Source organism: Pseudomonas qingdaonensis (assembly GCF_018398475.1).
GTDB lineage: Bacteria > Pseudomonadota > Gammaproteobacteria > Pseudomonadales > Pseudomonadaceae > Aquipseudomonas > Aquipseudomonas palmensis.
On sequence record NZ_CP074676.1, the window covers coordinates 1,397,653 to 1,417,755 of the forward strand.

The following is a 20,103-nucleotide window of genomic DNA, read 5'->3' on the forward strand; positions in this document are numbered from 1 at the left end:
CATGCTGAAACACATCCTTGCTGCCGTGCAGAAGCACGCTGCGGCGGAGTACCCGCGCGAGTGTTGCGGGCTAATCTTGGCCGTGGGCCGGAGGCAGGTGTACTTCCCCTGCGCGAACGTGGCAACCGAGCCGACCGAGGAGTTCCGCATTGCGCCGGAGCAGTACGCCGGCGCGGAGGACCAGGGGCAGGTGATCGGCGTCGTTCACTCTCACCCGGACGCCACCAGCAGGCCTTCGCCGCGTGACCTGGCCATGTGCGAGGCCACGGGACTGCCCTGGCACATCCTGTCCTGGCCGGAAGGTGACCTGCGGACGATCACACCCACCGGCGAAACCCCGTTGCTGGGCCGGCCATTTGTGCATGGCGCCTGGGATTGCTGGCAAGTGTGCGCCGACTGGTACCAGCGGGAATGGGGCGTGGAGTTTCCGGCCTACGCCCGAGAGGACGGATGGTGGGAGAAGGCCGGCGGGCCAAGCCTGTATGAGCAGACCTATGAGGCCGCAGGATTCTACCGGGTGGACCAACCAGAGCGCGGCGACATGATCGTCATGTCCGTAGGGCGCACGGTGCACCCGAACCATGCCGGTATCTACCTCGCTGGCGACCCGAAATTGCCGGGTGAGCAGGCCGAACTGTACGGCCCCGGGCCATTTCTGCTGCACCACCTGTACGGCCGGCCATCCGAGATCATCATCTACGGCGGCCCCTGGCATGACCGCGCCCGCCTGATTCTGCGGCACAAGGAGGCCCGATGAGCACCATCGTCTATGCACCCATGACCATCATCAAGCTATCCGGATCGCTGGCCCAGAAGTTCGGGCGCACCCACCGCCGACAGATCGATAGCGGCGAGGTGTGGGAGGTATTCAAGGCCCTGAAGGCAACGCTGGAGGGGTTTGAGGCCGAGATCCAGCGCCTGGATGGAATGGGTTTGCGGTTCGCCGTGTTCCGCAACCGCAAGAACGTGGGCGCCGAAGACTTCGGCCGTGGCGGCACGCGCGAGGTGCGCATCGTTCCGGTGATCGGCGGCAGCAAGCGCGGCGGCCTTCTCCAGACTATCGTCGGCGTGGCCATGGTGGTAGCTGGCGCTGTTACAGGGCAGGCATGGGCTATGCAAATCGGCGCGGCCATGGCGCTCGGCGGTGTAATCCAAATGCTGAGTCCGCAGGCGAAGGGACTGTCTCAGAGCGCAGCGCCCGAGAACAGACCTTCATACGCCTTCGGCAGTGCGAACAACACCACCGCCAGCGGAAACCCCGTGCCAATCTGCATCGGCGAACGCCGGTGGGGTGGGGCGATCATTTCCGCGTCCATCTACGCCGAAGACAAGGCGTAGCCTTAGAACAGACGACAAGCCGCCCTCGGGCGGTTTTTTATTGCCCGGAGGAAAGCATGGGCGCAGCACTCCCACCTGACGTCACTGGCGCCAAAGGCGGCAGCAAGAAGCCCAAGGCTCCCTACGAGGCGCCCGACAGCCTGCGGTCAACCAACATCGCCAAGATACTTCTGGCGGTGGGCGAGGGCGAATTCGACGGAACGCCGACAGCGCGCGATATCTACCTCGACAACACACCAATCCAAGATGCCAGCGGCAATATGAACTTCCCGGGCGTGAAATGGGAGTTCCGTCGCGGCACTGTGGAGCAAAGCTACATCAAGGGTATTCCTACGATCGAGAGCGAGACCTCGGTTGGCGTTGAACTGCGCAGCGAACAGCCATGGACGCGTGCGCTGAGCAACACTCAGTTGTCGGCAATACGCCTGCGTTTCAATTGGCCACGCCTGCTCAGCCAAGACACCAGCTCTGGCGACACCAACGGCTACACCATCGAGTATGCGATCGACATCGCCACCGATGGTGGCGCATTCGTTCAAGCACACCGCAACTCGGTAAGCGGCAAGACCAGCAATGGCTACCAACGGTCAGTGCGCGTGGATTTGCCGGCCGCGACCACAGGATGGGTTGTTCGCGTTCGCCGCCTCACACCCAATCGGAACGCTGGCAACATCGCCGACACCATGATGATTGCGGCTTACACCGAGATCATCGACCAGAAGCTGCGCTATCCGAACACTGCGCTGCTCTACATCGAGTTCGACGCTGAGCAGTTCCAGAACATCCCGTCTGTGACGGTGAAGTGCAAGGCGCGCCGCTGGCCTGTGCCGACCAACTACGACCCGATTGCCCGCACCTATACCGGTACATGGGACGGTACCTTCAAGCAGGCCTGGACCAACAACCCTGCGTTCGTCACCTATGGCCTGTGCGTGGAAGGCCGGTTCGGCCTGGGCAAGCGGATCAAGTCGTGGATGGTCGACAAGTGGGAGATGTACCGCATTGCCCAGTACTGCGACCAGCGGGTGCCAAACGGCGTCGGAGGGCAGGAACCGCGCTTCCTGTGCGACCTGAACCTGCAAGGCAAGGCCGAGGCCTGGACGCTGCTGCGTGATCTCTCTGCCATCTACCGAGGCATGGTGTACTGGGCGCAGGGCGCGCTGTTCATGCAGGCCGACATGCCACGCGCACAGGACTTCGACTATGTGTTCACTCGAGCGAACGTCATCGATGGCGAGTTCACCTACGGCGGCGCCGAGCGCAGCACGCACTACAGCCGGGCCCTAGTCAGCTACGACAACCCCGGCAACAACTACGACACGGACGTGATCCCGGTCACCGACCTGACGCTGCAGCGCCGCTTCCAGGATCGCCCAATCGAGATCTCGGCTATTGGCTGCACCAGGGCCAGCGAGGCCCAGCGCCGCGGCAAGTGGGCGCTGCTGAGCAACAACCAGGATCGGACTGTCACCTTCAAGACTGGCATCGAGGGTCGCATCCCGCTGCCTGGCCACGTCATCCCGGTAGCCGATGAGCTGCTGTCTGGACGGCCCAATGGCGGCCGGATCGCTGCGGCGGTCGGCAAGGTCGTGACCCTGGACCGTGACACTCAGATCAAGGCCGGTGACCGCCTGATCATCAACCTGCCCAACGGCAGCGCGCAGGGCCGTACCGTGCAGTCTGTGGCCGGTCGTGCTGTGACCGTGACCACGGCCTATTCGGTCCAGCCGGAGCCGGAACTACAGTGGGCCATCGACGCCGACGACCTGGCCATCCAGCTGTTTCGCGTCCTGAAGACTGCGCGCACTGAAGAGGGCGAGTACGAGATCACCGGGTTGGAGTTCAATCCGAGCAAATTTCCCGCGATCGACACCGGCGCCAAGCTGGAAGAGCGCCCGATCAGCGTCATCCCGGTGACCACTGTTCCGCCGCCGGCGAGCGTCACCCTGACCTCGGACTACGCGATCAGCCAGGGCCTGGCTGTCAGCACGATGACCATTTCCTGGCCTGCGGTGGAAGGGGCCGTGGGATACGACGTCGAGTGGCGCAAGGACAATGGCAACTGGATCAGGCTTCAACGCACCGGCACCGCGTCAGTCGATGTGGTTGGCATCTACGCCGGTCAGTACCTCGCCCGGGTTCGCGCAGTCAGCGCGTTCGATATCTCGTCGATCTGGCGAGACTCGATACTCACCGACCTCAAGGGCAAGGAAGGCCTGCCGCCGGCGGTGTCGTATCTGAACGCATCGAGCGAGCTGTTCGCGATCGGGCTGAAGTGGGGCTTCCCACCCGGCGCCGAGGACACACAGCGTACCGAGATCTGGTACAGCCCAAGCAACGACCTGTCGGTGGCAACCAAACTCACCGACCTGGCCTACCCGCAGCGTGACTTCATGCTGCAGGGGCTGGCTGCGGGCGTGTCGTTCTTCTTCTGGGCACGCCTCGTCGACCGCACTGGCAACCTCGGGCCGTGGTATCCCGTGGACAACGGCGTACTGGGGCAGAGCGGCATGGATGCTTCGCCGATCCTCGACCTCATTGCAGGGCAAATTGGCGAGACTGAGCTGGGCAAGGAGCTAATCGACAAGATCGATGGCCTGCAAGACCAGATCGATGCGCTGGACGGGCTCAAGGCATACGAGCCGGGTGAGACATACGTGAAAGACCAGATGGTCGTGGTCGATGGTCGGATCTACCAGGCAAAAGGCCCTGTTCCTGCCGATGCCTCGGGTGCAAATTCTCCGCCGAACGCGAACCTCTGGATCGATGTTGGTCAGTCTGTGCAAGCGGCCAACGGCCTTGCACAGCAGGTCACCACCAACACGACGAAGATCGCCGAGGTTGACGGAAAGACCACGGCGACAGCCGAGAGCCTGCAGGCTCTGCGGGCGTCTGCTCGTGACGACGATGCCGAAGGCGATCTGGCCGGCGCGCTCCACCAGTGGGACGCGACAGCGGCATTTGCAGAGGAAGTGAAGGTCAGCGCCTCTCGCGATGAAGTCATCGTGCGAAAGACCGAGACGCTCGAAGCAACGATGAATGACACGACGGCGGCTGTGCAGACGATCAGTCAGGCCCAGGTCAATGCCGATGAAAAGGCCTCGACGATGTGGGCTGTGAAGATGCAGCTCAACTCGCAAGGCAAGTACGTTGTCGCCGGTATCGGCCTGGGCATCGAGAACGGACCAGCGGGCCTGCAGAGCCAGTTCATCATCAATGCCGACAGGTTCGCCGTGGTCAACGACATCAACGGCACTCCCGCATCGTTTTTCGCGATCCAGGATGGGCAGACGTTTATCCAGGCAGCCTTCATCGCTGACGGCACGATCACGAACGCCAAGATCGGGAGCTTCATCAGTTCGACGAACTACGTGCCGGGCGTCCAAGGCTGGCGACTGAACAAGGACGGAACACTCGAGATCAACGGCGCTATTGCGGGGCAGGGACGGCTCACGATCACGCACCGTGCCGTGAAGGTTTTCGACAGCAATGACCGGCTGCGCGTGCAACTTGGAGATCTAACGGCATGAGCTACGGTCTAAGGACATTCAGTGAAGACGGTGTTGTAGAGCTTGATACCGACAGCTTCACCTATCAAGTTCTTCACAGCCAAACCTACACGCTGACGGGAAATGGGGCAGTCATTTCTGTCCCCATTTCAGGGTTCAACCCGGCAACATGCACAGCCGTGATCCTTCCAACAACTGCGCGCAAAAACGAGTTCAACGAAAGCGCAATGCCCTATATGAGGGTGGCGGTAGGCAATGTGACCGTGCGATCAAAGCACCCGAACCAGCCCGGCACTGAGGATTACGGCTCACACATTCAGTTCCGTCTTCTTGTAATGAGGTTCAAGAATTGAGCTTTGGACTTTACGTTAGAAATGACGATGACTACGTGCAGATCGACTCCGACAACCCCAGGCTGTGTGCGCTGTACAGCGGGAATTACTCCGCGACAAGTTCAAGCACTGTAGTCGTCTCGTTCCCGGCCCCGATAAGAACGACCGAGCCGCCCTGCATCTTCATTCGCAACTCGCCGAGCCAGCCGGACATTCTCTATCGGGAAATGACAATTACCGGCTCCCCAGGCAACTGGACAGGCTTCAGACTCGAGAGCGGCAATGTGACCTGGCGGCCCACCGGGAAGTGGTTTGCAGCTGTATTTGCCAGCCGCTCAGCAGCGAGCTGGGGACTGAGGATGTGGGATGAGGCCGGAGTCATCATCTACGACTCCGGGTCAACTCCGATCATATTCACCAAGGCCACAAACTCATGGAGCTATCAGGGCATGGTCCAGCTGGCACTGGGGAATGCCTATTACTACTTGTGCGCTGCTGTGGGGGCGCTGGCTTCGGACGAGTACTTCATGATCAACCCGTTTTCTCGCGGGCTCATGGCACCCAACCAGGCCCTCACAAATTGGTGTGGTGCAAGATTCAACTACTCAATCAACCGGCTGCAAATCTATTCAGTCGGGACCACAGGCTGGAGTGATCTGGGTCAGCCCGGAGCTGTTTTTGCCCGCTTGCCAGGGACATAACAGTCGCATTCGAAAATCAACATTACCCGCCGCGGCGGGTTTTTTATTGCCTGGAGAATTTATGCCCTGGTACAGAGAAGGCAAGGTCGCAATCGCGGCCGGACAAACCACCGTAACCGGTACCGGTACAAACTTCGCAGCGAACTCTCGCGTCGGCGATGCTTTTCAGGGGCCTGATGGCCGTTGGTATGAAGTAACGAACATCGCAAGCGGTACAGTGCTTTCAATTTATCCTGCCTATCAAGGTGCCACCATCTCGTCGGGTACCTACGGCCTGGCGCCCATGCAGGGATATGTCAAAGAATCAGCCGACCGCCTTCGGCAGATCGTCGAGCAGTTCGGCTCGACTCTGGCGGTGCTCGGCGTCGCCACGACTGCACCGAAGCTTCGGGAGAACATCGGCGCCGCGGCGCGCGGGGCGAATAGCGACATCACGTCACTGACCGGCATGACAACCGCGCTGAGCGTCGCTCAGGGCGGTACAGGCGGCAGCACACAAGCGACCGCCAGGGCAGGCCTGGGCCTAAAGGCTGCCGCAACGGCTGATATCGTCGGCACAGTGAGTCAATCGGGCGGCGTACCAACGGGTGCGATATTTGAGAAGGGCAGCAATGCAAATGGCAGGTACGTCAAATACGCGGACGGCACCGCCACCGCCGAGATGACAGTAACCACCACGTCTTTTTCTCCTGTCGCGGGCCTGCACGTCTCCAACGATATCGGCGCCCCGACCCCAGTAACGTTCATTGCTGGCAGCGCTGTCCTCTCCGGCAATGACGCGTTAAACAACTCATTTCTGGTCGCGGGCCGGGTAGAACCCAACAACATCAGTGTGAAGGCCTACTTCACTTCATCCCCTGGCGTACCGGTGAGAACCATAAACATTGTTGTGCAAGGGAGGTGGTACTGATGCGCATTAAATTGTCACCGTTCAGTGCAGACGAAACACTCGTGCTCAGCAGGAGCGGCGAATCGATCACGATCAACGGCATGAAGCTCGATTTCGAAGGCGTGCATGACGGCGCGATGCTGCCTGCAACTGCGACGAACTGCTCGTGGCTGTATGGGCCAATCGAGCGGGTCGCCGGAGAGCTTACGTTGACCGTCAGGCTTCCTCATGGCCCGATGGCAAGCGCGCAGTCGCGGTTCCCGGTGGATATCGTCAATCCACCAGATGGCCGCGTGCAGCTCCCCACAGACTTCGACCCCCGGCCTGAGCAGTCTGAGGTTTCCTGGCCAGATACCATCGGCTCGATCGACTGGAGCCAGATGGTCACGGCAGAGATGAAGCAGGATGCGGCTGCAGCGCAGCATCTGGCCGGCGTGCAAGCAGAAATCGCCGGTCGACGAGGCGTTGCCGACTCGGCAATCGCACCGCTGCAAGATGCGGTCGACCTCGACGACGCAACCGAGGCTGAAGCCACTGCGCTGAAGGCCTGGAAGAAATACCGGGTCGCGCTGAACCGCCTGCCTGAGCAGGCAGGTTACCCGACCGATATCGACTGGCCCGCGCCGCCGGCCTGATCTCAACCGAACACAGATACCCGCCGTGAGCGGGTTTTTTATTGCCTGGAGAAACACATGGCTCGAATTTCCGACTCACTGGCGGGCAGCAAGAACGCTCTCGCTTTCCTCGACATGCTGGCATGGTCCGAAGGCACGTCGATCAGCAAGCACACCCGCGACGACGGCTATGACGTGGTGGTTGGCGGCATCGACAGTCCGAACACCTTCAAGAGCTACAGCACCCATCCTGGCGTGCTGGTGACCGTGAACAACAAGGGCCTGAAGTCCACGGCCGCAGGCCGGTACCAGCAACTCCAGCGCTACTGGCCGCACTATCGCGACCTGCTCAAGCTGCCTGACTTCGGGCCCGCCAGCCAAGACAAGCTTGCCCTGCATCTGGTCAAGGAGCGCGGCGCCTTGGCGGACGTGCACGCCGGCCGCATCCAGGCCGCAATCACGAAGTGTCGGAACATCTGGGCCAGCCTGCCGGGTGCTGGGTACGGGCAGCATGAGCGCAAGCTGGATGACCTGCTGGCGCACTACATCGCCGCCGGCGGGAGGCTGGCGTGAACGGCTGGGGCTGGCGTGCTGCGGCCTTGCTGATGGTGGTGGCGTCCTACTGGGGCGCCTACCAGCATGGGCGGTGGACAATGGATGCCCAGTGGCAGGGCAGGTGGGCTGGGCGCGATGCCGGGGACAAACAGGCTTGGGCCCTGGCCGAGGCTGCAGAGCGGACCAAGGAGCAGGCCCACCAACAACAAATGAACAAGGTGATTCTGGATGGACAGAAAATCATTGACCGTGCGGTGGCTGATGCTGCCGCTGCTCGCGCTGATCTCAGCCTGCGGGATGAAGTCGATCGAGCGGCCAGCCGTGCCGCAAGTCCGGCCGGCGGCTATTCCTGCACTGCCGCCGCAAGCGCGGCAGCTTCCCGCGTCGCCCTGGTGCTTGCCGACGTGCTCAAGCGCGCTGATGAAAGAGCGGGAGACCTGGCGGCAGATGCTGATCAAAGCCGGGGAAGGGGGGTGACCTGCGAGCAGGCCTATGATGGTGTTTCGGGAGATTAGATTTTAGTCGGCAGGACGCCGGAGGAGGTGTTTCGGATGGGCAGCTCAACTGCCCCCGGATTCAACTTACGAAGTGCCTTGTGGCTTTTGCATCGCTACCGCCGTACTTACGGTAGCGCTTTCAAACAGCTTGGCATAACCATTCTGGCGGCAGTCATAGTGGTACATGGTCCGCAGCAGCCAAATTTTTCGCCACAGCTCGTCATTCGGCTGGTGTTCTATCACCCTCAGGCCCAATGCAACGGCTTCTCGCATGTCAATCACAGAGCCGTGAGAGTGATAGTGATCCCGAGTAGCTAGCTTGCCTATGGTCTCTTCAATTTCGGCTGGCTGTCGATCGCTCATCATTCCAGTCGAGAGCATGTCGCGGGCAAGCTTGCGGGTCTGATTGCGCGCAGCATCGGCATATGCAACATCTAGTGGTCCAAATGCGGCTGCTTGATTGAGCACAAATTCAACAGGAATTCCGTTGATTGAGGGGTCAATTGGGCCAAGCTCTGACTCGAAGCCCATCAAAATTGCGTTTCCGCAGAGCGCGAAAACCGTGCCATTACTTTTCGCGCGACGAGGAACTATTACTCGCAGATCTGGAGCTGCATGTCGAAGTAGGGCGCATATTTTTTCAGCAGCATCGGTCATGCCGCCATTGGTTTCGAGCAGCAAGTCCACTGGCTTTCCAGCGCAGGCGGTGAGTAGCTCAGAGAAATAAACATCGTCGCCGGTATCGATTTGTGCACCGGACGTTTCGCATTCGGTGAAGTAGACGATGAGCGCCCGGCCAGTCTCCTCCTGAATATCTTTCAGTAGGAGCTGGCGCAGGTAACGATCTTTGTGGGTGACCCAGAAAAGCGGGGATTGAGCAGGTAACTCTTTAGCTCTGGGAAAAAATTCCGGCACGATCACGACTTCCTTTGTCTCGATTCATCTGGTGGTCTTCGAAAAAAACGCTTTTACCATCGTGCATACGCTGGCTGGCTTCTGTCAGCAGGCGGTACGGGTCTAGCGATTCCTCAAACACTACTTCGTCCTTCACCAAAACCTGATCCTGGCGACCGCGCAGACTCGAGTGATTGCCCGAAGGCATGCTTGGTGCGGCTCTTAAAAATAGTGAGTAGTTCATAGAAGGCTCCTGGCTGAAAGCTCCATCCGTGAGCGGTGGGCGATTTATCTTCGCCATACCGTAGTTATCCACAGCTTGCTCACAACATTGGCCCGCGATTATCGCTACGTCAAGCAACAAGTCAAACCAAATCTTCTCGGGACGCCGGGGCGGCCAGCAAAAGCGTTGCTCTCATGGTGATATCAGTCGACGAGCGGTGTTTTGCTAGTGAGCAGAATCGCTTGCTTGATGCTGTGGATGGTGGTTAAGGCTGTCTAATATTGCCGGTGCAAACGACCTATTTGCTGGCCGGAAACCATCAAAAATGGCAAAAACATATTAGACACTTGCAATGCATACGCCACGTATTTCAAGGCCTGGAGCCGATCCTTACCCATACTGCTGCATCATCGGGGTGTGTGCGGAAAGATCGCTCATTACAGAAACTTGGCTCGCAGTGTCGTTTAGACCAAAGGCAGCGGGCAATGGTACAGGGATTTTTTCCCCGTTGCCGGGCCTAACGCTGCGCAGCGACCTTTTGCCCCTGGCATTGTGTTAATGCATATTTGAATTTGCATTTGCGCACGAGATGAGTACTATGCACGTTATGCAAAAACGCAACGTAGCTACCGTCTTGAGAGCATTGCTCGACCGCCACGGGATCTCCCCCACGGAGCTTCACCGTCGCACCGGCGTGCCCCAATCCACCCTGTCGCGGATTCTCAGCGAGAAGATCGTCGATCCTTCCGACAAGCATGTGTCGAAGATCGCCGAGTACTTCGGCGTGAGCACCGATCAGTTGCGCGGCCGTGCCGACCTGGGCGATACCCGCCCGGCGAACGCGCCGCGCGCCGACGTGCAGCTGCAGGACATCAGCCTGTGGGATGACGACACCCCCGTCGAGGACGACGAGGTGTCCATTCCGTTTCTTCGTGAGGTCGAGTTGGCAGCAGGATCAGGACGATTCGTCATCGAGGAAAGCGAGAAGGCCAGCCTGCGCTTCGGCAAGCGCAGCCTGCGTCACAACGGCGTGCAGTTCGACCAGGCCAAGTGCGTGACGGTGCGCGGCAACAGCATGCTGCCGGTGCTGCGTGATGGCGCCACGGTGGGGGTGAATGCGGGCAAGAGCGGCATCGGCGACATTGTCGACGGCGACCTGTATGCCATCAACCACAATGGCCAGTTGCGCGTGAAACAGCTGTATCGCCTGCCCACGGGTATCCGCCTGCGCAGCTTCAACCGCGACGAGCACCCGGACGAGGACTACACCTTCCAGCAGATGCAGGAGGAGCAGATCAGCATCCTCGGGCATGTGTTCTGGTGGGGCATGTACGCCCGCTAGGTTCTGTCGCTATATCAAACCCGTCTCGGCGGGTTTTTTTGTGCCTGCAAATGCCTGCAGGGGACGGCCTTGCCGGCGAATGATCGCACCAAATATTTGCGGCAATCCCACTGAATCCTTCACCGGCAAGGCCGGTTCCTGCAAAAAATCTACCCCTCAAGACAGCACTGCAGCGCAAGCAGGGCAAGGCTTTCATGCGTTAGCGCAAAACCGCGTGCATAAATATTTCCAAAAATGCATTGACTGCATATGCATTGATGCATAACCTTTGTCTCAAGCCGGTCAGACACCGGCAGTGGCAAAGGCAGCGATGAACAGGCCTGAACTGTTCAGAGGGTTGGCAACTGACCCGGGTGTGCAGCGTAAAGCACCGTAAGCAGTTATCCGGCGGGCAGGCGGCCGCGGTCGGAGGAAAAATTTGAGGCGGGATCGCACGGCGCACCAGCAGTGGCCGGCGGTCCGACAACGCATTACTGAAAAGCCTGGGCGACCGGGCTTTTTGGAATGCCGAGTGATCGGCTGTTCAACAAGGGAGCACGAGCATGACAAACGAGCAACAGACGTTGCTGGAAATGCCGATCTGGCTGGTGATCGTCCTGGCATTGCTGGGCGGTCTGTCTGGTGAGATGTGGCGCGCAGACAAGGAGGGCGCCCGCGGCTGGGGCCTGTTCAGGCGACTGCTGCTGCGCTCCGGGGCCTGCATGGTCTGCGGCGTATCGACCGTGATGCTGCTGTATGCCAGCGGGCTGTCGATCTGGAGCGCCGCAGCCTTTGGTTGCCTGACCGCCATGGCGGGCGCCGACGTGGCCATCGGGCTTTACGAGCGCTGGGCTGCGAAGCGGCTGGGTGTGGCACAGGGCGTGCCGCCCCTGGCATCGGATGCGCCACTGCAGCGCGACCTGCGTGAGCGCGACCAGGAGCAATGATCATCGCAACACTATCGAAAGCCGCTTGCAGCGGCTTTTTCATGTCCGGAGAAACCTATGTCTGATAACACCCGCTTGTACGAGAATGCCGGCAACGTCGGCCTAACCCTGGCCCAGGGGCCGCGCGACGCGGTGATCTACGGCTCTGCCACGTCGGTCAGGCTGAGCAGGAGTTTTGTTGCGATGGGCGGTTTTCGCTTTCGCGGCCAATACACACGGGGCATGGTTCCGACCTTCGCGATGGCTGACAAGGTCGCCAGCGTGGCGCCAGCCGGTCTCGGTGCCGAACGCAGCAACTGCAAAGAGAGCTGGTACGCCGCCTTTGCCTGTGCCAATGAAGGTGACGCCAGTGCCGTGGTGAAAACCATGCCGTTCCTGCGCGTGGGCAGTATCAGCGGCAACGTGATCACGCTGAACAAGGCCGGCGAGGGTACCCACGATATCGCTGAAAAAAGCTACGACTGGATGGCCGACAACAATCTTGCCGGTGTGCAGTGCCTGGTCATCAGTGAGGGCGGGCAGTGGTCCGGCCGGGTAGCGACCGTCGTCGCTAACACTGCAACCACCCTTACGCTCGACAACATAGGGGCGCTGTCCTTCGGCGCATTTTTGTTGCCCGCGCCCCCCGGGTTCGCACATTTCTGCTACCTGGCGTCGTTCTATCTGGACACCCATGAGGTGCGCAACATCTACGACACCGGCACCGAGGTGGTGTCCAGAGGCATTTACCTGCTACGACCCGAAACGCCCGGTGCAAGTCCAGGCCCTGTCGGCACCTTGATGGACTGCTCCGGGTATATCGCACCCTTGGCTACCGGCGTTCGAATGGACTCCAGGTGCGTCATGAGCACCTCTGCCACCGGTGACTACGCCGAGTACTTCTCGCCCGACAGCGGAAACCACGATGTACGTACCAACTACGACCTGAAGGACAACAGCGGCTCGCGCAGCTTCGTGTTCGGTGGCGTATCGCTGGCGTTCCTGTACCCGCAGACCTTCAACTTCAAGAATGCCGGCACGCTGGCAGCCAAGCGCTCCGAGGGCCGGATTGCGCCGACCGGCTGGTTCGAGCCGTAGTCGCCGCAGTGAACGCAACGCCTGCTGCAACCGCAGTGGGCGGCTTGCCGAAGAAGACACGAAAGGAGGGCTTGTGAACGAACTCAAGCTATTGAGCCAGGCCATTACCGCAACATTCCAGGCGGGTGTACCTGATTTCGCGACGGTTGAAGCGTTCAGCGCAGTCAACGAGCACACTCCGCAACCGGCACTGTGTCACACCATCACCGCTATGGAGGCAAGCGTTGACCCCGGCGATGGACGCTTGTGCATCCTGGCGCGTTTCGAGGCACGCATCCTGGTGGATGCACAGCAGCAACACGCCGCCCTGCAAGCCGCCACATTGGCGGCGAAATCAACGCTTGTGCTGCACAAGCAGTTCTGGGGCGTGGATTTCGTCGCGGCGACCCTCAATGTGAAGGCGCAGACGGCCATACCTGCCGAAGTACCCGGCACCCTGGAATGGCGGGTGCAATGGCAGCAGCCCGTTTACCTTGGCGACCTGCAGTGGCCCTGGCCAGACCAGCCACCCGGTTCGCTGCTGTTCGCCTTCAGCCCCGACACAGGGCCCGCGCACAAGGACAGCTACCAGGCACCGGAGGACATGGCATGAGTTACGCCAGCTCCATGCATGACCGCATGCTGGCGGCGCTGGTCATTCCATGTCGGGTGGTCGGCATCGACCTGGCAGCAGCGCGGGTACGGGTCTCCGATGGCGCCGGCTGGACCAGCGCCTGGGTGCGCTGGCACAGCCACGCGGCAGGCAAGGCCCGCCACTGGCGTGCGCCGAGCCTGAACGAGCAGGGCGCACTGCTCAGCCCAAGCGGTGAGCCGGCGCAGGGTACCTTCGTACCGGGCCTGTACGGCAATGCCGGCGCGCCACCCGACAACCGCGAGCACGTCGAGGTATGGCGCTTCGATGACGGTGGTTCGCTGGTCTACGACTGGCAGGCCCGCAGCTACAGCATCGAGCTGCCCGGTGGCACCGTCAGCCTAAAGGTGGCCGGCAGCTCGCTGCTGGTCACCGACAACGCAATCACCCTGAACGCCGCCAACATTGCCCTGACCGGTGAGGTGAGCATCAACGGTGGCCTGCGTGTGACCGGTGACATCCTGGGGGCCGGCAAGATCATCGACACCGGCGGCAACACCGCCAATCACAAGCACTGAACCCCGCCCGCCGACGCGGGCTTTTTTATGCCTGGAGACAACATGGCTAGTGAATGCATTCAGGCCAGGGAGGTACCGCGATGATCGGCATGAGCCGCCACGGCGGGCAGACGCTGTCCGGCATCGGGCACCTGCGCCAGTCCATCGAAGACATCCTCACCACCCCGCTGGGCAGCCGGCGCATGCGCCCCGACTACGGCAGCAAGCTGCGCCGTTTCGTCGACCTGCCAGTCAACGAGGGCTGGAAGAGTGCGGTGCAGGCCGAGGTCGCCCGCGCCCTGACCCGCTGGGAACCACGCCTGAAATTGCAGCGGGTGCGCGTGGTGGCGGTAGTGGGCGGGCAGATCAGCCTGCAGCTGAGCGGGCAGTACCTGGGCGACAGCCAACTGCTGGAGATAACGGCATGAGCAACGTGGAACTGTCGGCGCTGCCCGCGCCGCAGGTGCTGGAAGATCTCGACTTCGAGGACATCTTCCAGGATGACCTGGCGGCCTTTCGGTCGCACATGGGCGAGAACTGGGACGCGCTGCTGGAAAGCGACCCGGTAACCAAACTGCTGGAGGTGGGCGCGTACCGCAAGCTGCTCAATCGGGCGCGGGTCAACGATGCCGCCAAGGCGCTGCTGCTGGCCTATGCCCAGGGCAGCGACCTGGACCAGCTGGCAGCCAACGTGCAGCTCAAGCGGCTGGTGGTACAGGCCGAAGACGCGAACAGTGTGCCACCGACCCTCGAAGTGCTTGAGGAAGACGATGCACTGCGCGAGCGGGTGCAACTGGTGTACGAGGGCCTGACCACCGCCGGCCCGCGCAACAGCTATATCCTGCATGCACGCAATGCCTCGGGGCAGGTGGCCGATGCCTCTGCAGAAAGCCCGTCACCGGCAGTGGTGGAGGTGACGGTGCTGAGCCTGGAGGAGCACGGCATCGCCAGTGCGCAGTTGCTGGCCGAAGTGGCCGCCTACCTCAACGACGACGATGTACGCCCGGTGGCGGACCGCCTGGAAGTGCGCAGCGCCGAGGTGATTCCTTATCGCATCGATGCCGTGCTCTACATGGCCGGGACGGGGCCGGAGAACGAAGCGACCCTGGCCGAGTGCCAGCGGCGCCTGCAGGCCTGGGTCAACCCTCGGCGACGCCTGGGCGTGGAGGTCTCGCGCTCGGCCATCGATGCGCAACTGCACATCGCCGGTGTGAGCCGGGTGGAGCTGCGCAACTGGACCGACATCCGCCCGAGCAAGGCGCAGGCGGCCTGGTGCACCGGGTTCGAACTGACGCGGGGGGGCTGACATGCACAGCCTCCTGCCGCTCAACAGCACGCCGCTGGAGCGGGCCGTCGAGGCGGCCTCCAGCGAAGACCTCAAGGTCACCCTGCGCACCCTGTACAACCCCGATACCTGCCCGGCGAACCTGTTGTACCAGCTGGCCTGGGCCTGGTCGGTGGACCGTTGGGACGACACCTGGCCCGAGGCGATCAAGCGCTCGGTGATTCGCTCCTCGTTCTACGTGCATGCCCACAAGGGCACGATCGGCGCATTGCGCCGCGTGGTGGAGCCGTTTGGCTATTTGATCGAAGTGATCGAGTGGTTCAAGGCCACGCCCCCGGCGGTGCCCGGCACTTTCGCGCTGAAGATCGGCGTGTCCGAGGCGGGGATCAGCGAACAGACGTACCAGGAACTGACCTGGCTGATCGACGACGCCAGGCCCGTCAGCCGACACCTGAGCGGCCTGGTCATCAGCCTGGAAACCGCCGGCTCGCTTTACCTCGGCGCCGCGCTGCAAGACGGCGACGAACTTGACATCTACCCGCCTGCGCCGGCCGACCTCACGGTCATGGGGGCCATCGGGCGTGGTGGGCGAGAACACACCATTGACTATCTGGACATTTACTAATGGTTGATCAGAACTCCCAGTTCTACGCGATCCTGACCAAGGTGGGGGCCGCGAAACAGGCCAATGCGGATGCCCTGGGCATTCCTTGGAAAATCACACACATGGCCGTCGGTGACGCCAGTCCGGCAGGGCTGGACAACCCGCCGCTGCCAATGCCCGACGCGAGCTGGACCAGCCTGCTCAACGAGTGGCGGCGGGCGCCGCTGAACCAGCTCAAGGTCGACGAAAAGGACAGTGCGGTCATCGTCGCCGAGCAGGTCATTCCGGCCGAGATCGGCGGTCGCTGGATTCGCGAAGTTGGGCTCTACGACGCCGACGGCGACCTGGTAGCGGTAGCCAACTGTGCGCCTACCTACAAGCCGCTGCTCAACCAGGGCTCGGGCCGCACCCAGGTGGTGCACATGAACCTGGTGGTCAGCAGCGCCAGCAATGTGCAACTCAAGATCGATCCGGGTGTAGTGCTGGCGACCCGCGAGTTCGTGACCGAGGAACTGGCCAAGCGCGACTTCAAGCACTCGGTGCTGGCTGCGACCACGGCCGCGATCACCTTGAGCGGGTTGCAGACGATGGATGGTGTTGCGCTACAGGCGGGCGCGCGCGTGCTGGTGAAGAACCAGGCCGCTGCCAAGGACAACGGCCTGTATCTGGTTGCCAGTGGAGCGTGGACACGTTGCCCGGATGCGGACAGCAGCGCCAAGGTCACGCCCGGCCTGCTGGTGCTGGTGGAGCGGGGTACGGCCAACGGTGACAGCGCCTGGCAACTGACCACGGATGCACCCATTACTCTGGGCGTAACGGCGCTGGCGTTTGAAATGGCGTTCGGGCGCAGCGGGGTTGCCGCTGGCACCTATCGCAGCGTCAAGGTGGATGCCTACGGCCGTGTCATTGCCGCGACGAATCCAACCACATTGGCCGGCTACGACATCACCGATGCGTACACGATGGCGCAGATCGATGCTCTTCTGGAGCAGAAGGCCGGGTCTGCTGGTGTGTACAGCTTCAGCATCGACAAGACCTTGACCAGCTCGCACCGGGGGCTGGTGCTGCTCGATGCCAGTGCTGGCACGCGCACGATTACTTTGCCGGCGGTTACCCCCGCCCTGGGTGTGATGGACGTGATCCTGCGCCGTGTCGACCTGACGACCAACGCCCTGGTAATTGCGGCCAGTGGCACGGACAAGATTTTGCTCGATACCACGGGATCGACCTCCGGCCAGGCCTCCACCGAGCTGCTGTTTGCCGGGGATTACCTCTGCCTGCGTAACGATTCGGTAGGCCGATGGTGGTGTGTTGGGCAGGCCCAGTTGCCGCCAAGTATCGAAACGGTGATCACGAAGTACTCGACCCCTGGAATTTTTACTTACACGGTGCCGCCACTGTTTCGTTCGGGGCGTCGCCGGGCTCGGGTGAAGGTGACCGCCGGCGGTGGTGGCGGCGGGCACGTAGAAGGTAATGGCGTAGCCGGTGGTGGTGGCGGCGGGGGTGGCATGGGCTCATCGGTGCTGGATCTGAGCGGCGTCGTATCGGTAACCGTTACCGTCGGGGCCGGCGGTGCTGCCCGTCCTGCCGGCGCCTCGCTTGCCGGTGGGGCTGGCGGGGCTTCGTCGTTCGGTGAGCTGATCAGCTCGACCGGCGGCAGCGGTGGTTCATCGCCCAGTGGCGGGATTACCGGCAGCACAACAGGTCAAATCGTGTACCCGGTATCAGCGTCTGGTTGTGGCACGGCGTCCTCTCTTGGACACGGTGGCGGCCATGGCGGGTGCAGTAAGGCTTTCAATTGGCAAGTCGGTGATCCCGGCGTCGGCCCTGGTGGTGGTGGTGTAGGTGGTGCAGGAACGTCAGGCGCACGGGGCTCTGGCGCGGGTGCACCGGGTGAAGTGCTGATCGAGGTGGCGTGATATGTGGGCATTGGTTGTAGGCGACAAGGTTATCGAGGTGACCCCAATTGACCCGGTTGGCCGGTTCCATCCCGCACTTAATTGGCTGCCGTGCGCGGCCGATGTTGTTCCGGGTTTCCGGCTGGGAGACAAGGGCTTTGAGCCTGCGCCCGAGGGCGACCGGATCGCCGCTGAGCGTGAATGGCGGGATGCCCAGGTTAGCGGTACTGAATGGCTGGTAAATCGACACCGCGACGAACAAGACATGCAGTTGACCACGACGCTGCAGGCGGGGCAGTTCGCCGATCTGCTGCAGTACCGCCAGGCCCTGCGCGACTGGCCCCAGTCGGAGCTGTTCCCAGTTTCTGAGCACCGGCCGGTACCGCCGCCCTGGTTGGAAAGCATGACCCCCTGAAGCCCCGCACTGTCGGGGCTTTTTCATTCTTCAAGACCCTTCAGCAGAAAATCACAAGGCTTTGCAGATGTTGAAAGATTGCAGATGCGGCAGATGCAAACGACTGCTTGCCCGTATGGGCGAGTTCACAGAACTCCAGATCAAATGTTCCCGCTGCGGAACGTTGAATCATGTGAAGGCCACGAGCCTCGAACCATCGCCTGTGAGCGACATGAACGCGGAATGTTCCGCTACCCAGCATTCGACTCGATAGGTGAAAAATCATGGAACCAGTAAAAGTAGGCAAGCATTTCTTCAACGCTCACCCGACCACGGTGACTCAAGTCTTCAGCCCGGAAGAAAACAAGGAAGGCGTCTATCTGCGCACCGCCACCATTTGCACCGGCGGCGGCATCATCAACCTGTACAGCGGTCCCAAGGCACCTGCTCGTCTGGGTGACATGACGGTGCACGCCATCATGGGCGGAGTAGCCAGTAGCAACAACTGGCAGTACACCCAACCCTACCCACTGCTTATCCCTGCTGGCTACGGGCTGTGGACCGTCTCGAACAACTCTGTCGCCGCGATCTCGCTGACCTGGGACTTCCTCGCCTGATTTTGGCCACCGCATCTGTACCTGCAACGGCCGGTTCACCCCGATAGTTGCCGATCCAACCTTACAAGGCCCTGCACCGCAGGGCCTTTTTCATACCCGGAGTTTACCCATGAGTGGTTTCTTTCACGGCGTCACCGTCACCAACGTCGACACCGGCGCCCGCACCATCGCGTTGCCGTCGTCCTCGATCATCGGCCTGGTGGACACCTTCACCGAAGGCCCGACCGCCAGCGCCAAGTTCAACGACCTGGTGCTGATCACCAGCGAGCGTGAAGCTATCGCCGCCTTCGGCGCCGACGCGGCCATCACCCGTGCCTGCCAGGCCATCTACCAGCGCGCCAAGGCGGTCATCGTCGCCTGCGGCGTGGCCAAGGTTGCCGATGCGGCCGAGCAGACCTCCGCCATCATCGGCAGCGTGCTGGCCGACGGCAAGCGTACCGGCCTGCAAGCGCTGCTCGACGGCAAGAGCCGTTTCAACGCCCAACCGCGCCTGCTGATCACTCCAAAGCACAGCGCAACTCAAGCCGTCGCCACCGCCCTGGTGGCCCTGGCCGACAAGCTGCGCGGCCTGGCCATCATCGACGGCCCGGCCACCACCGACGAGGCCGCCCTGGCCTACGCCGAAAACTTCGGTGCCAAGCGCGCCTTCCTGGTCGACCCGGGCGTGCAGTACTGGGACACCACCAACAGCGCCACCGTCGATGCAGCGGCCTCGGCCTGGGTCGCCGGCCTGTTCGCCTGGACCGACAACGAGTACGGCTTCTGGGCCTCGCCCTCGAACAAGGAGTTCGTCGGCATTACCGGCACCACCCGCCCCATCGAGTTCCTCGATGGCGACGAGACCTGCCGCGCCAACCTGCTCAACAACGCCAACATCACCACCATCATCCGCGATGACGGCTATCGCCTGTGGGGCAACCGCACCCTGAGCAGCGACCCGAAGTGGGCCTTCGTCACCCGCGTGCGCACCATGGACATCGTGATGGACGCGATTCTCTACGGGCACAAATGGGCAGTCGACCGTTCGATCACCGCCACCTACGTCAAGGACGTGACCGAAGGCCTGCAGGCGTTCATGCGCGACCTCAAGGCCCAGGGCGCGATCATCAACTTCGAAGTGTTCGCCGACCCGGAACTCAACAGTGCCAGCCAGCTGGAGCAGGGCAAGGTGTACTGGAACATCCGCTTCACCGACGTACCACCGGCCGAAAACCCCAACTTCCGCGTCGAGGTCACCAACCAGTGGCTGACCGAAGTTCTCGATAACGCAGCTTAAGGAG

The 20,103-nt window shown here is 61.7% G+C and carries 24 protein-coding genes; 22 read left to right on the forward strand and 2 right to left on the reverse strand.

Annotated features, from left to right (window positions below; all coding sequences use genetic code 11):
• The first annotated feature begins 1 nt into the window (after position 1).
• Genes KH389_RS06425 through KH389_RS06465 form a run of 9 tightly spaced genes read left to right on the forward strand, consistent with a single transcriptional unit; the run spans position 2 to position 8,453 of the window.
• Positions 2-757 carry a C40 family peptidase gene (locus KH389_RS06425; RefSeq protein WP_213607070.1) on the forward strand — a complete coding sequence of 252 codons (756 nt, stop codon included), beginning with the start codon at positions 2-4 and terminating at the stop codon, positions 755-757.
• On the forward strand, positions 754-1,338 hold the full coding sequence (locus tag KH389_RS06430; protein WP_213607071.1) for a tail assembly protein: 585 nt from the start codon (positions 754-756) through the stop codon (positions 1,336-1,338). The genes KH389_RS06425 and KH389_RS06430 overlap by 4 nt, the downstream gene beginning before the upstream one ends.
• Positions 1,339-1,394: 56 nt before the next feature.
• Positions 1,395-4,868: a TipJ family phage tail tip protein gene (locus KH389_RS06435; protein ID WP_213607072.1), complete on the forward strand. Its 3,474-nt coding sequence runs from the start codon at positions 1,395-1,397 to the stop codon at positions 4,866-4,868.
• Positions 4,865-5,200, forward strand: a complete 336-nt coding sequence (locus KH389_RS06440) for a hypothetical protein (protein ID WP_213607073.1) — start codon at positions 4,865-4,867, stop codon at positions 5,198-5,200. Before KH389_RS06435 ends, KH389_RS06440 begins: the two co-directional genes overlap by 4 nt.
• Positions 5,201-5,235: 35 nt before the next feature.
• A complete protein-coding gene (locus tag KH389_RS06445) occupies positions 5,236-5,880 on the forward strand; it encodes a hypothetical protein (protein ID WP_213607074.1) in 645 nt (214 codons plus the stop codon).
• Positions 5,831-6,790: a hypothetical protein gene (locus KH389_RS06450; protein WP_213607075.1), complete on the forward strand. Its 960-nt coding sequence runs from the start codon at positions 5,831-5,833 to the stop codon at positions 6,788-6,790. Before KH389_RS06445 ends, KH389_RS06450 begins: the two co-directional genes overlap by 50 nt.
• Positions 6,790-7,404: a tail fiber assembly protein gene (locus tag KH389_RS27480; RefSeq protein WP_274611462.1), complete on the forward strand. Its 615-nt coding sequence runs from the start codon at positions 6,790-6,792 to the stop codon at positions 7,402-7,404. Before KH389_RS06450 ends, KH389_RS27480 begins: the two co-directional genes overlap by 1 nt.
• A gap of 57 nt (positions 7,405-7,461) precedes the next feature.
• Positions 7,462-7,956 (forward strand): glycoside hydrolase family 24 protein, encoded by a 495-nt coding sequence (locus tag KH389_RS06460; protein WP_213607076.1) that lies wholly within the window; start codon positions 7,462-7,464, stop codon positions 7,954-7,956.
• Complete coding sequence (locus KH389_RS06465) at positions 7,953-8,453, forward strand: DUF2514 family protein (RefSeq protein ID WP_338053205.1); 501 nt, start codon at positions 7,953-7,955, stop codon at positions 8,451-8,453. The genes KH389_RS06460 and KH389_RS06465 overlap by 4 nt, the downstream gene beginning before the upstream one ends.
• A 66-nt stretch (positions 8,454-8,519) precedes the next feature.
• Here KH389_RS06465 and KH389_RS06470 read toward each other — a convergent pair whose 3' ends face one another.
• Entirely contained in the window at positions 8,520-9,356 is an 837-nt protein-coding gene (locus tag KH389_RS06470) for an SDH family Clp fold serine proteinase (protein ID WP_244988688.1), read from the reverse strand.
• Positions 9,325-9,573 (reverse strand): hypothetical protein, encoded by a 249-nt coding sequence (locus tag KH389_RS06475; protein WP_213607077.1) that lies wholly within the window; start codon positions 9,571-9,573, stop codon positions 9,325-9,327. The genes KH389_RS06470 and KH389_RS06475 overlap by 32 nt, the downstream gene beginning before the upstream one ends.
• A gap of 586 nt (positions 9,574-10,159) precedes the next feature.
• On the opposite strand from KH389_RS06475, the gene KH389_RS06480 reads away from it, so the two are divergent.
• The 13 genes from KH389_RS06480 to KH389_RS06540 all read left to right on the forward strand — a co-directional run bounded on the left by KH389_RS06480 (position 10,160) and on the right by KH389_RS06540 (position 20,099).
• Entirely contained in the window at positions 10,160-10,894 is a 735-nt protein-coding gene (locus KH389_RS06480) for a LexA family transcriptional regulator (protein WP_078480062.1), read from the forward strand.
• 542 nt (positions 10,895-11,436) lie between these two features.
• Positions 11,437-11,820, forward strand: coding sequence for a phage holin family protein (locus tag KH389_RS06485; protein WP_100633082.1), 384 nt, complete (start codon positions 11,437-11,439; stop codon positions 11,818-11,820).
• A 57-nt stretch (positions 11,821-11,877) separates the two neighbouring features.
• Positions 11,878-12,897: a hypothetical protein gene (locus KH389_RS06490; protein WP_148071543.1), complete on the forward strand. Its 1,020-nt coding sequence runs from the start codon at positions 11,878-11,880 to the stop codon at positions 12,895-12,897.
• Between the two features lie 73 nt (positions 12,898-12,970).
• Positions 12,971-13,489 carry a hypothetical protein gene (locus KH389_RS06495; RefSeq protein ID WP_100633084.1) on the forward strand — a complete coding sequence of 173 codons (519 nt, stop codon included), beginning with the start codon at positions 12,971-12,973 and terminating at the stop codon, positions 13,487-13,489.
• A complete protein-coding gene (locus KH389_RS06500; protein WP_043864286.1) occupies positions 13,486-14,046 on the forward strand; it encodes a phage baseplate assembly protein V in 561 nt (186 codons plus the stop codon). Before KH389_RS06495 ends, KH389_RS06500 begins: the two co-directional genes overlap by 4 nt.
• An 80-nt stretch (positions 14,047-14,126) precedes the next feature.
• A complete protein-coding gene (locus KH389_RS06505; RefSeq protein WP_043864285.1) occupies positions 14,127-14,453 on the forward strand; it encodes a GPW/gp25 family protein in 327 nt (108 codons plus the stop codon).
• Positions 14,450-15,331 carry a baseplate assembly protein gene (locus tag KH389_RS06510; RefSeq protein ID WP_088514467.1) on the forward strand — a complete coding sequence of 294 codons (882 nt, stop codon included), beginning with the start codon at positions 14,450-14,452 and terminating at the stop codon, positions 15,329-15,331. The genes KH389_RS06505 and KH389_RS06510 overlap by 4 nt, the downstream gene beginning before the upstream one ends.
• A gap of 1 nt (position 15,332) precedes the next feature.
• Positions 15,333-15,935: a phage tail protein I gene (locus tag KH389_RS06515; RefSeq protein WP_054914988.1), complete on the forward strand. Its 603-nt coding sequence runs from the start codon at positions 15,333-15,335 to the stop codon at positions 15,933-15,935.
• Entirely contained in the window at positions 15,935-17,833 is a 1,899-nt protein-coding gene (locus KH389_RS27260) for a phage tail protein (RefSeq protein ID WP_244988689.1), read from the forward strand. The genes KH389_RS06515 and KH389_RS27260 overlap by 1 nt, the downstream gene beginning before the upstream one ends.
• Before the next feature lies 1 nt (position 17,834).
• The gene (locus KH389_RS06525; RefSeq protein ID WP_213607078.1) at positions 17,835-18,227 is read left to right on the forward strand and encodes a phage tail assembly chaperone; all 393 of its coding nucleotides are present in this window, start codon (positions 17,835-17,837) and stop codon (positions 18,225-18,227) included.
• A gap of 61 nt (positions 18,228-18,288) precedes the next feature.
• Entirely contained in the window at positions 18,289-18,480 is a 192-nt protein-coding gene (locus KH389_RS06530; protein WP_404940715.1) for a Com family DNA-binding transcriptional regulator, read from the forward strand.
• A 10-nt stretch (positions 18,481-18,490) separates the two neighbouring features.
• Positions 18,491-18,823 (forward strand): hypothetical protein, encoded by a 333-nt coding sequence (locus KH389_RS06535; protein ID WP_088514470.1) that lies wholly within the window; start codon positions 18,491-18,493, stop codon positions 18,821-18,823.
• A gap of 109 nt (positions 18,824-18,932) precedes the next feature.
• Positions 18,933-20,099, forward strand: coding sequence for a phage tail sheath subtilisin-like domain-containing protein (locus KH389_RS06540; protein ID WP_213607079.1), 1,167 nt, complete (start codon positions 18,933-18,935; stop codon positions 20,097-20,099).
• Positions 20,100-20,103 lie beyond the last annotated feature (4 nt).

Coding starts and splice junctions, on each gene's coding strand:
- KH389_RS06460 (WP_213607076.1), top strand. CDS start 7,462: ATGGCTCGAATTTCCGACTCACTGGCGGGCAGCAAGAACGCTCTCGCT.
- KH389_RS06490 (WP_148071543.1), top strand. CDS start 11,878: ATGTCTGATAACACCCGCTTGTACGAGAATGCCGGCAACGTCGGCCTA.
- KH389_RS06435 (WP_213607072.1), top strand. CDS start 1,395: ATGGGCGCAGCACTCCCACCTGACGTCACTGGCGCCAAAGGCGGCAGC.
- KH389_RS06500 (WP_043864286.1), top strand. CDS start 13,486: ATGAGTTACGCCAGCTCCATGCATGACCGCATGCTGGCGGCGCTGGTC.
- KH389_RS27480 (WP_274611462.1), top strand. CDS start 6,790: ATGCGCATTAAATTGTCACCGTTCAGTGCAGACGAAACACTCGTGCTC.
- KH389_RS06510 (WP_088514467.1), top strand. CDS start 14,450: ATGAGCAACGTGGAACTGTCGGCGCTGCCCGCGCCGCAGGTGCTGGAA.
- KH389_RS06525 (WP_213607078.1), top strand. CDS start 17,835: ATGTGGGCATTGGTTGTAGGCGACAAGGTTATCGAGGTGACCCCAATT.
- KH389_RS06430 (WP_213607071.1), top strand. CDS start 754: ATGAGCACCATCGTCTATGCACCCATGACCATCATCAAGCTATCCGGA.
- KH389_RS06440 (WP_213607073.1), top strand. CDS start 4,865: ATGAGCTACGGTCTAAGGACATTCAGTGAAGACGGTGTTGTAGAGCTT.
- KH389_RS06475 (WP_213607077.1), bottom strand. CDS start 9,573: ATGAACTACTCACTATTTTTAAGAGCCGCACCAAGCATGCCTTCGGGC.
- KH389_RS06480 (WP_078480062.1), top strand. CDS start 10,160: ATGCAAAAACGCAACGTAGCTACCGTCTTGAGAGCATTGCTCGACCGC.
- KH389_RS06515 (WP_054914988.1), top strand. CDS start 15,333: ATGCACAGCCTCCTGCCGCTCAACAGCACGCCGCTGGAGCGGGCCGTC.
- KH389_RS06540 (WP_213607079.1), top strand. CDS start 18,933: ATGAGTGGTTTCTTTCACGGCGTCACCGTCACCAACGTCGACACCGGC.
- KH389_RS06425 (WP_213607070.1), top strand. CDS start 2: ATGCTGAAACACATCCTTGCTGCCGTGCAGAAGCACGCTGCGGCGGAG.
- KH389_RS06505 (WP_043864285.1), top strand. CDS start 14,127: ATGATCGGCATGAGCCGCCACGGCGGGCAGACGCTGTCCGGCATCGGG.
- KH389_RS06485 (WP_100633082.1), top strand. CDS start 11,437: ATGACAAACGAGCAACAGACGTTGCTGGAAATGCCGATCTGGCTGGTG.
- KH389_RS06535 (WP_088514470.1), top strand. CDS start 18,491: ATGGAACCAGTAAAAGTAGGCAAGCATTTCTTCAACGCTCACCCGACC.
- KH389_RS27260 (WP_244988689.1), top strand. CDS start 15,935: ATGGTTGATCAGAACTCCCAGTTCTACGCGATCCTGACCAAGGTGGGG.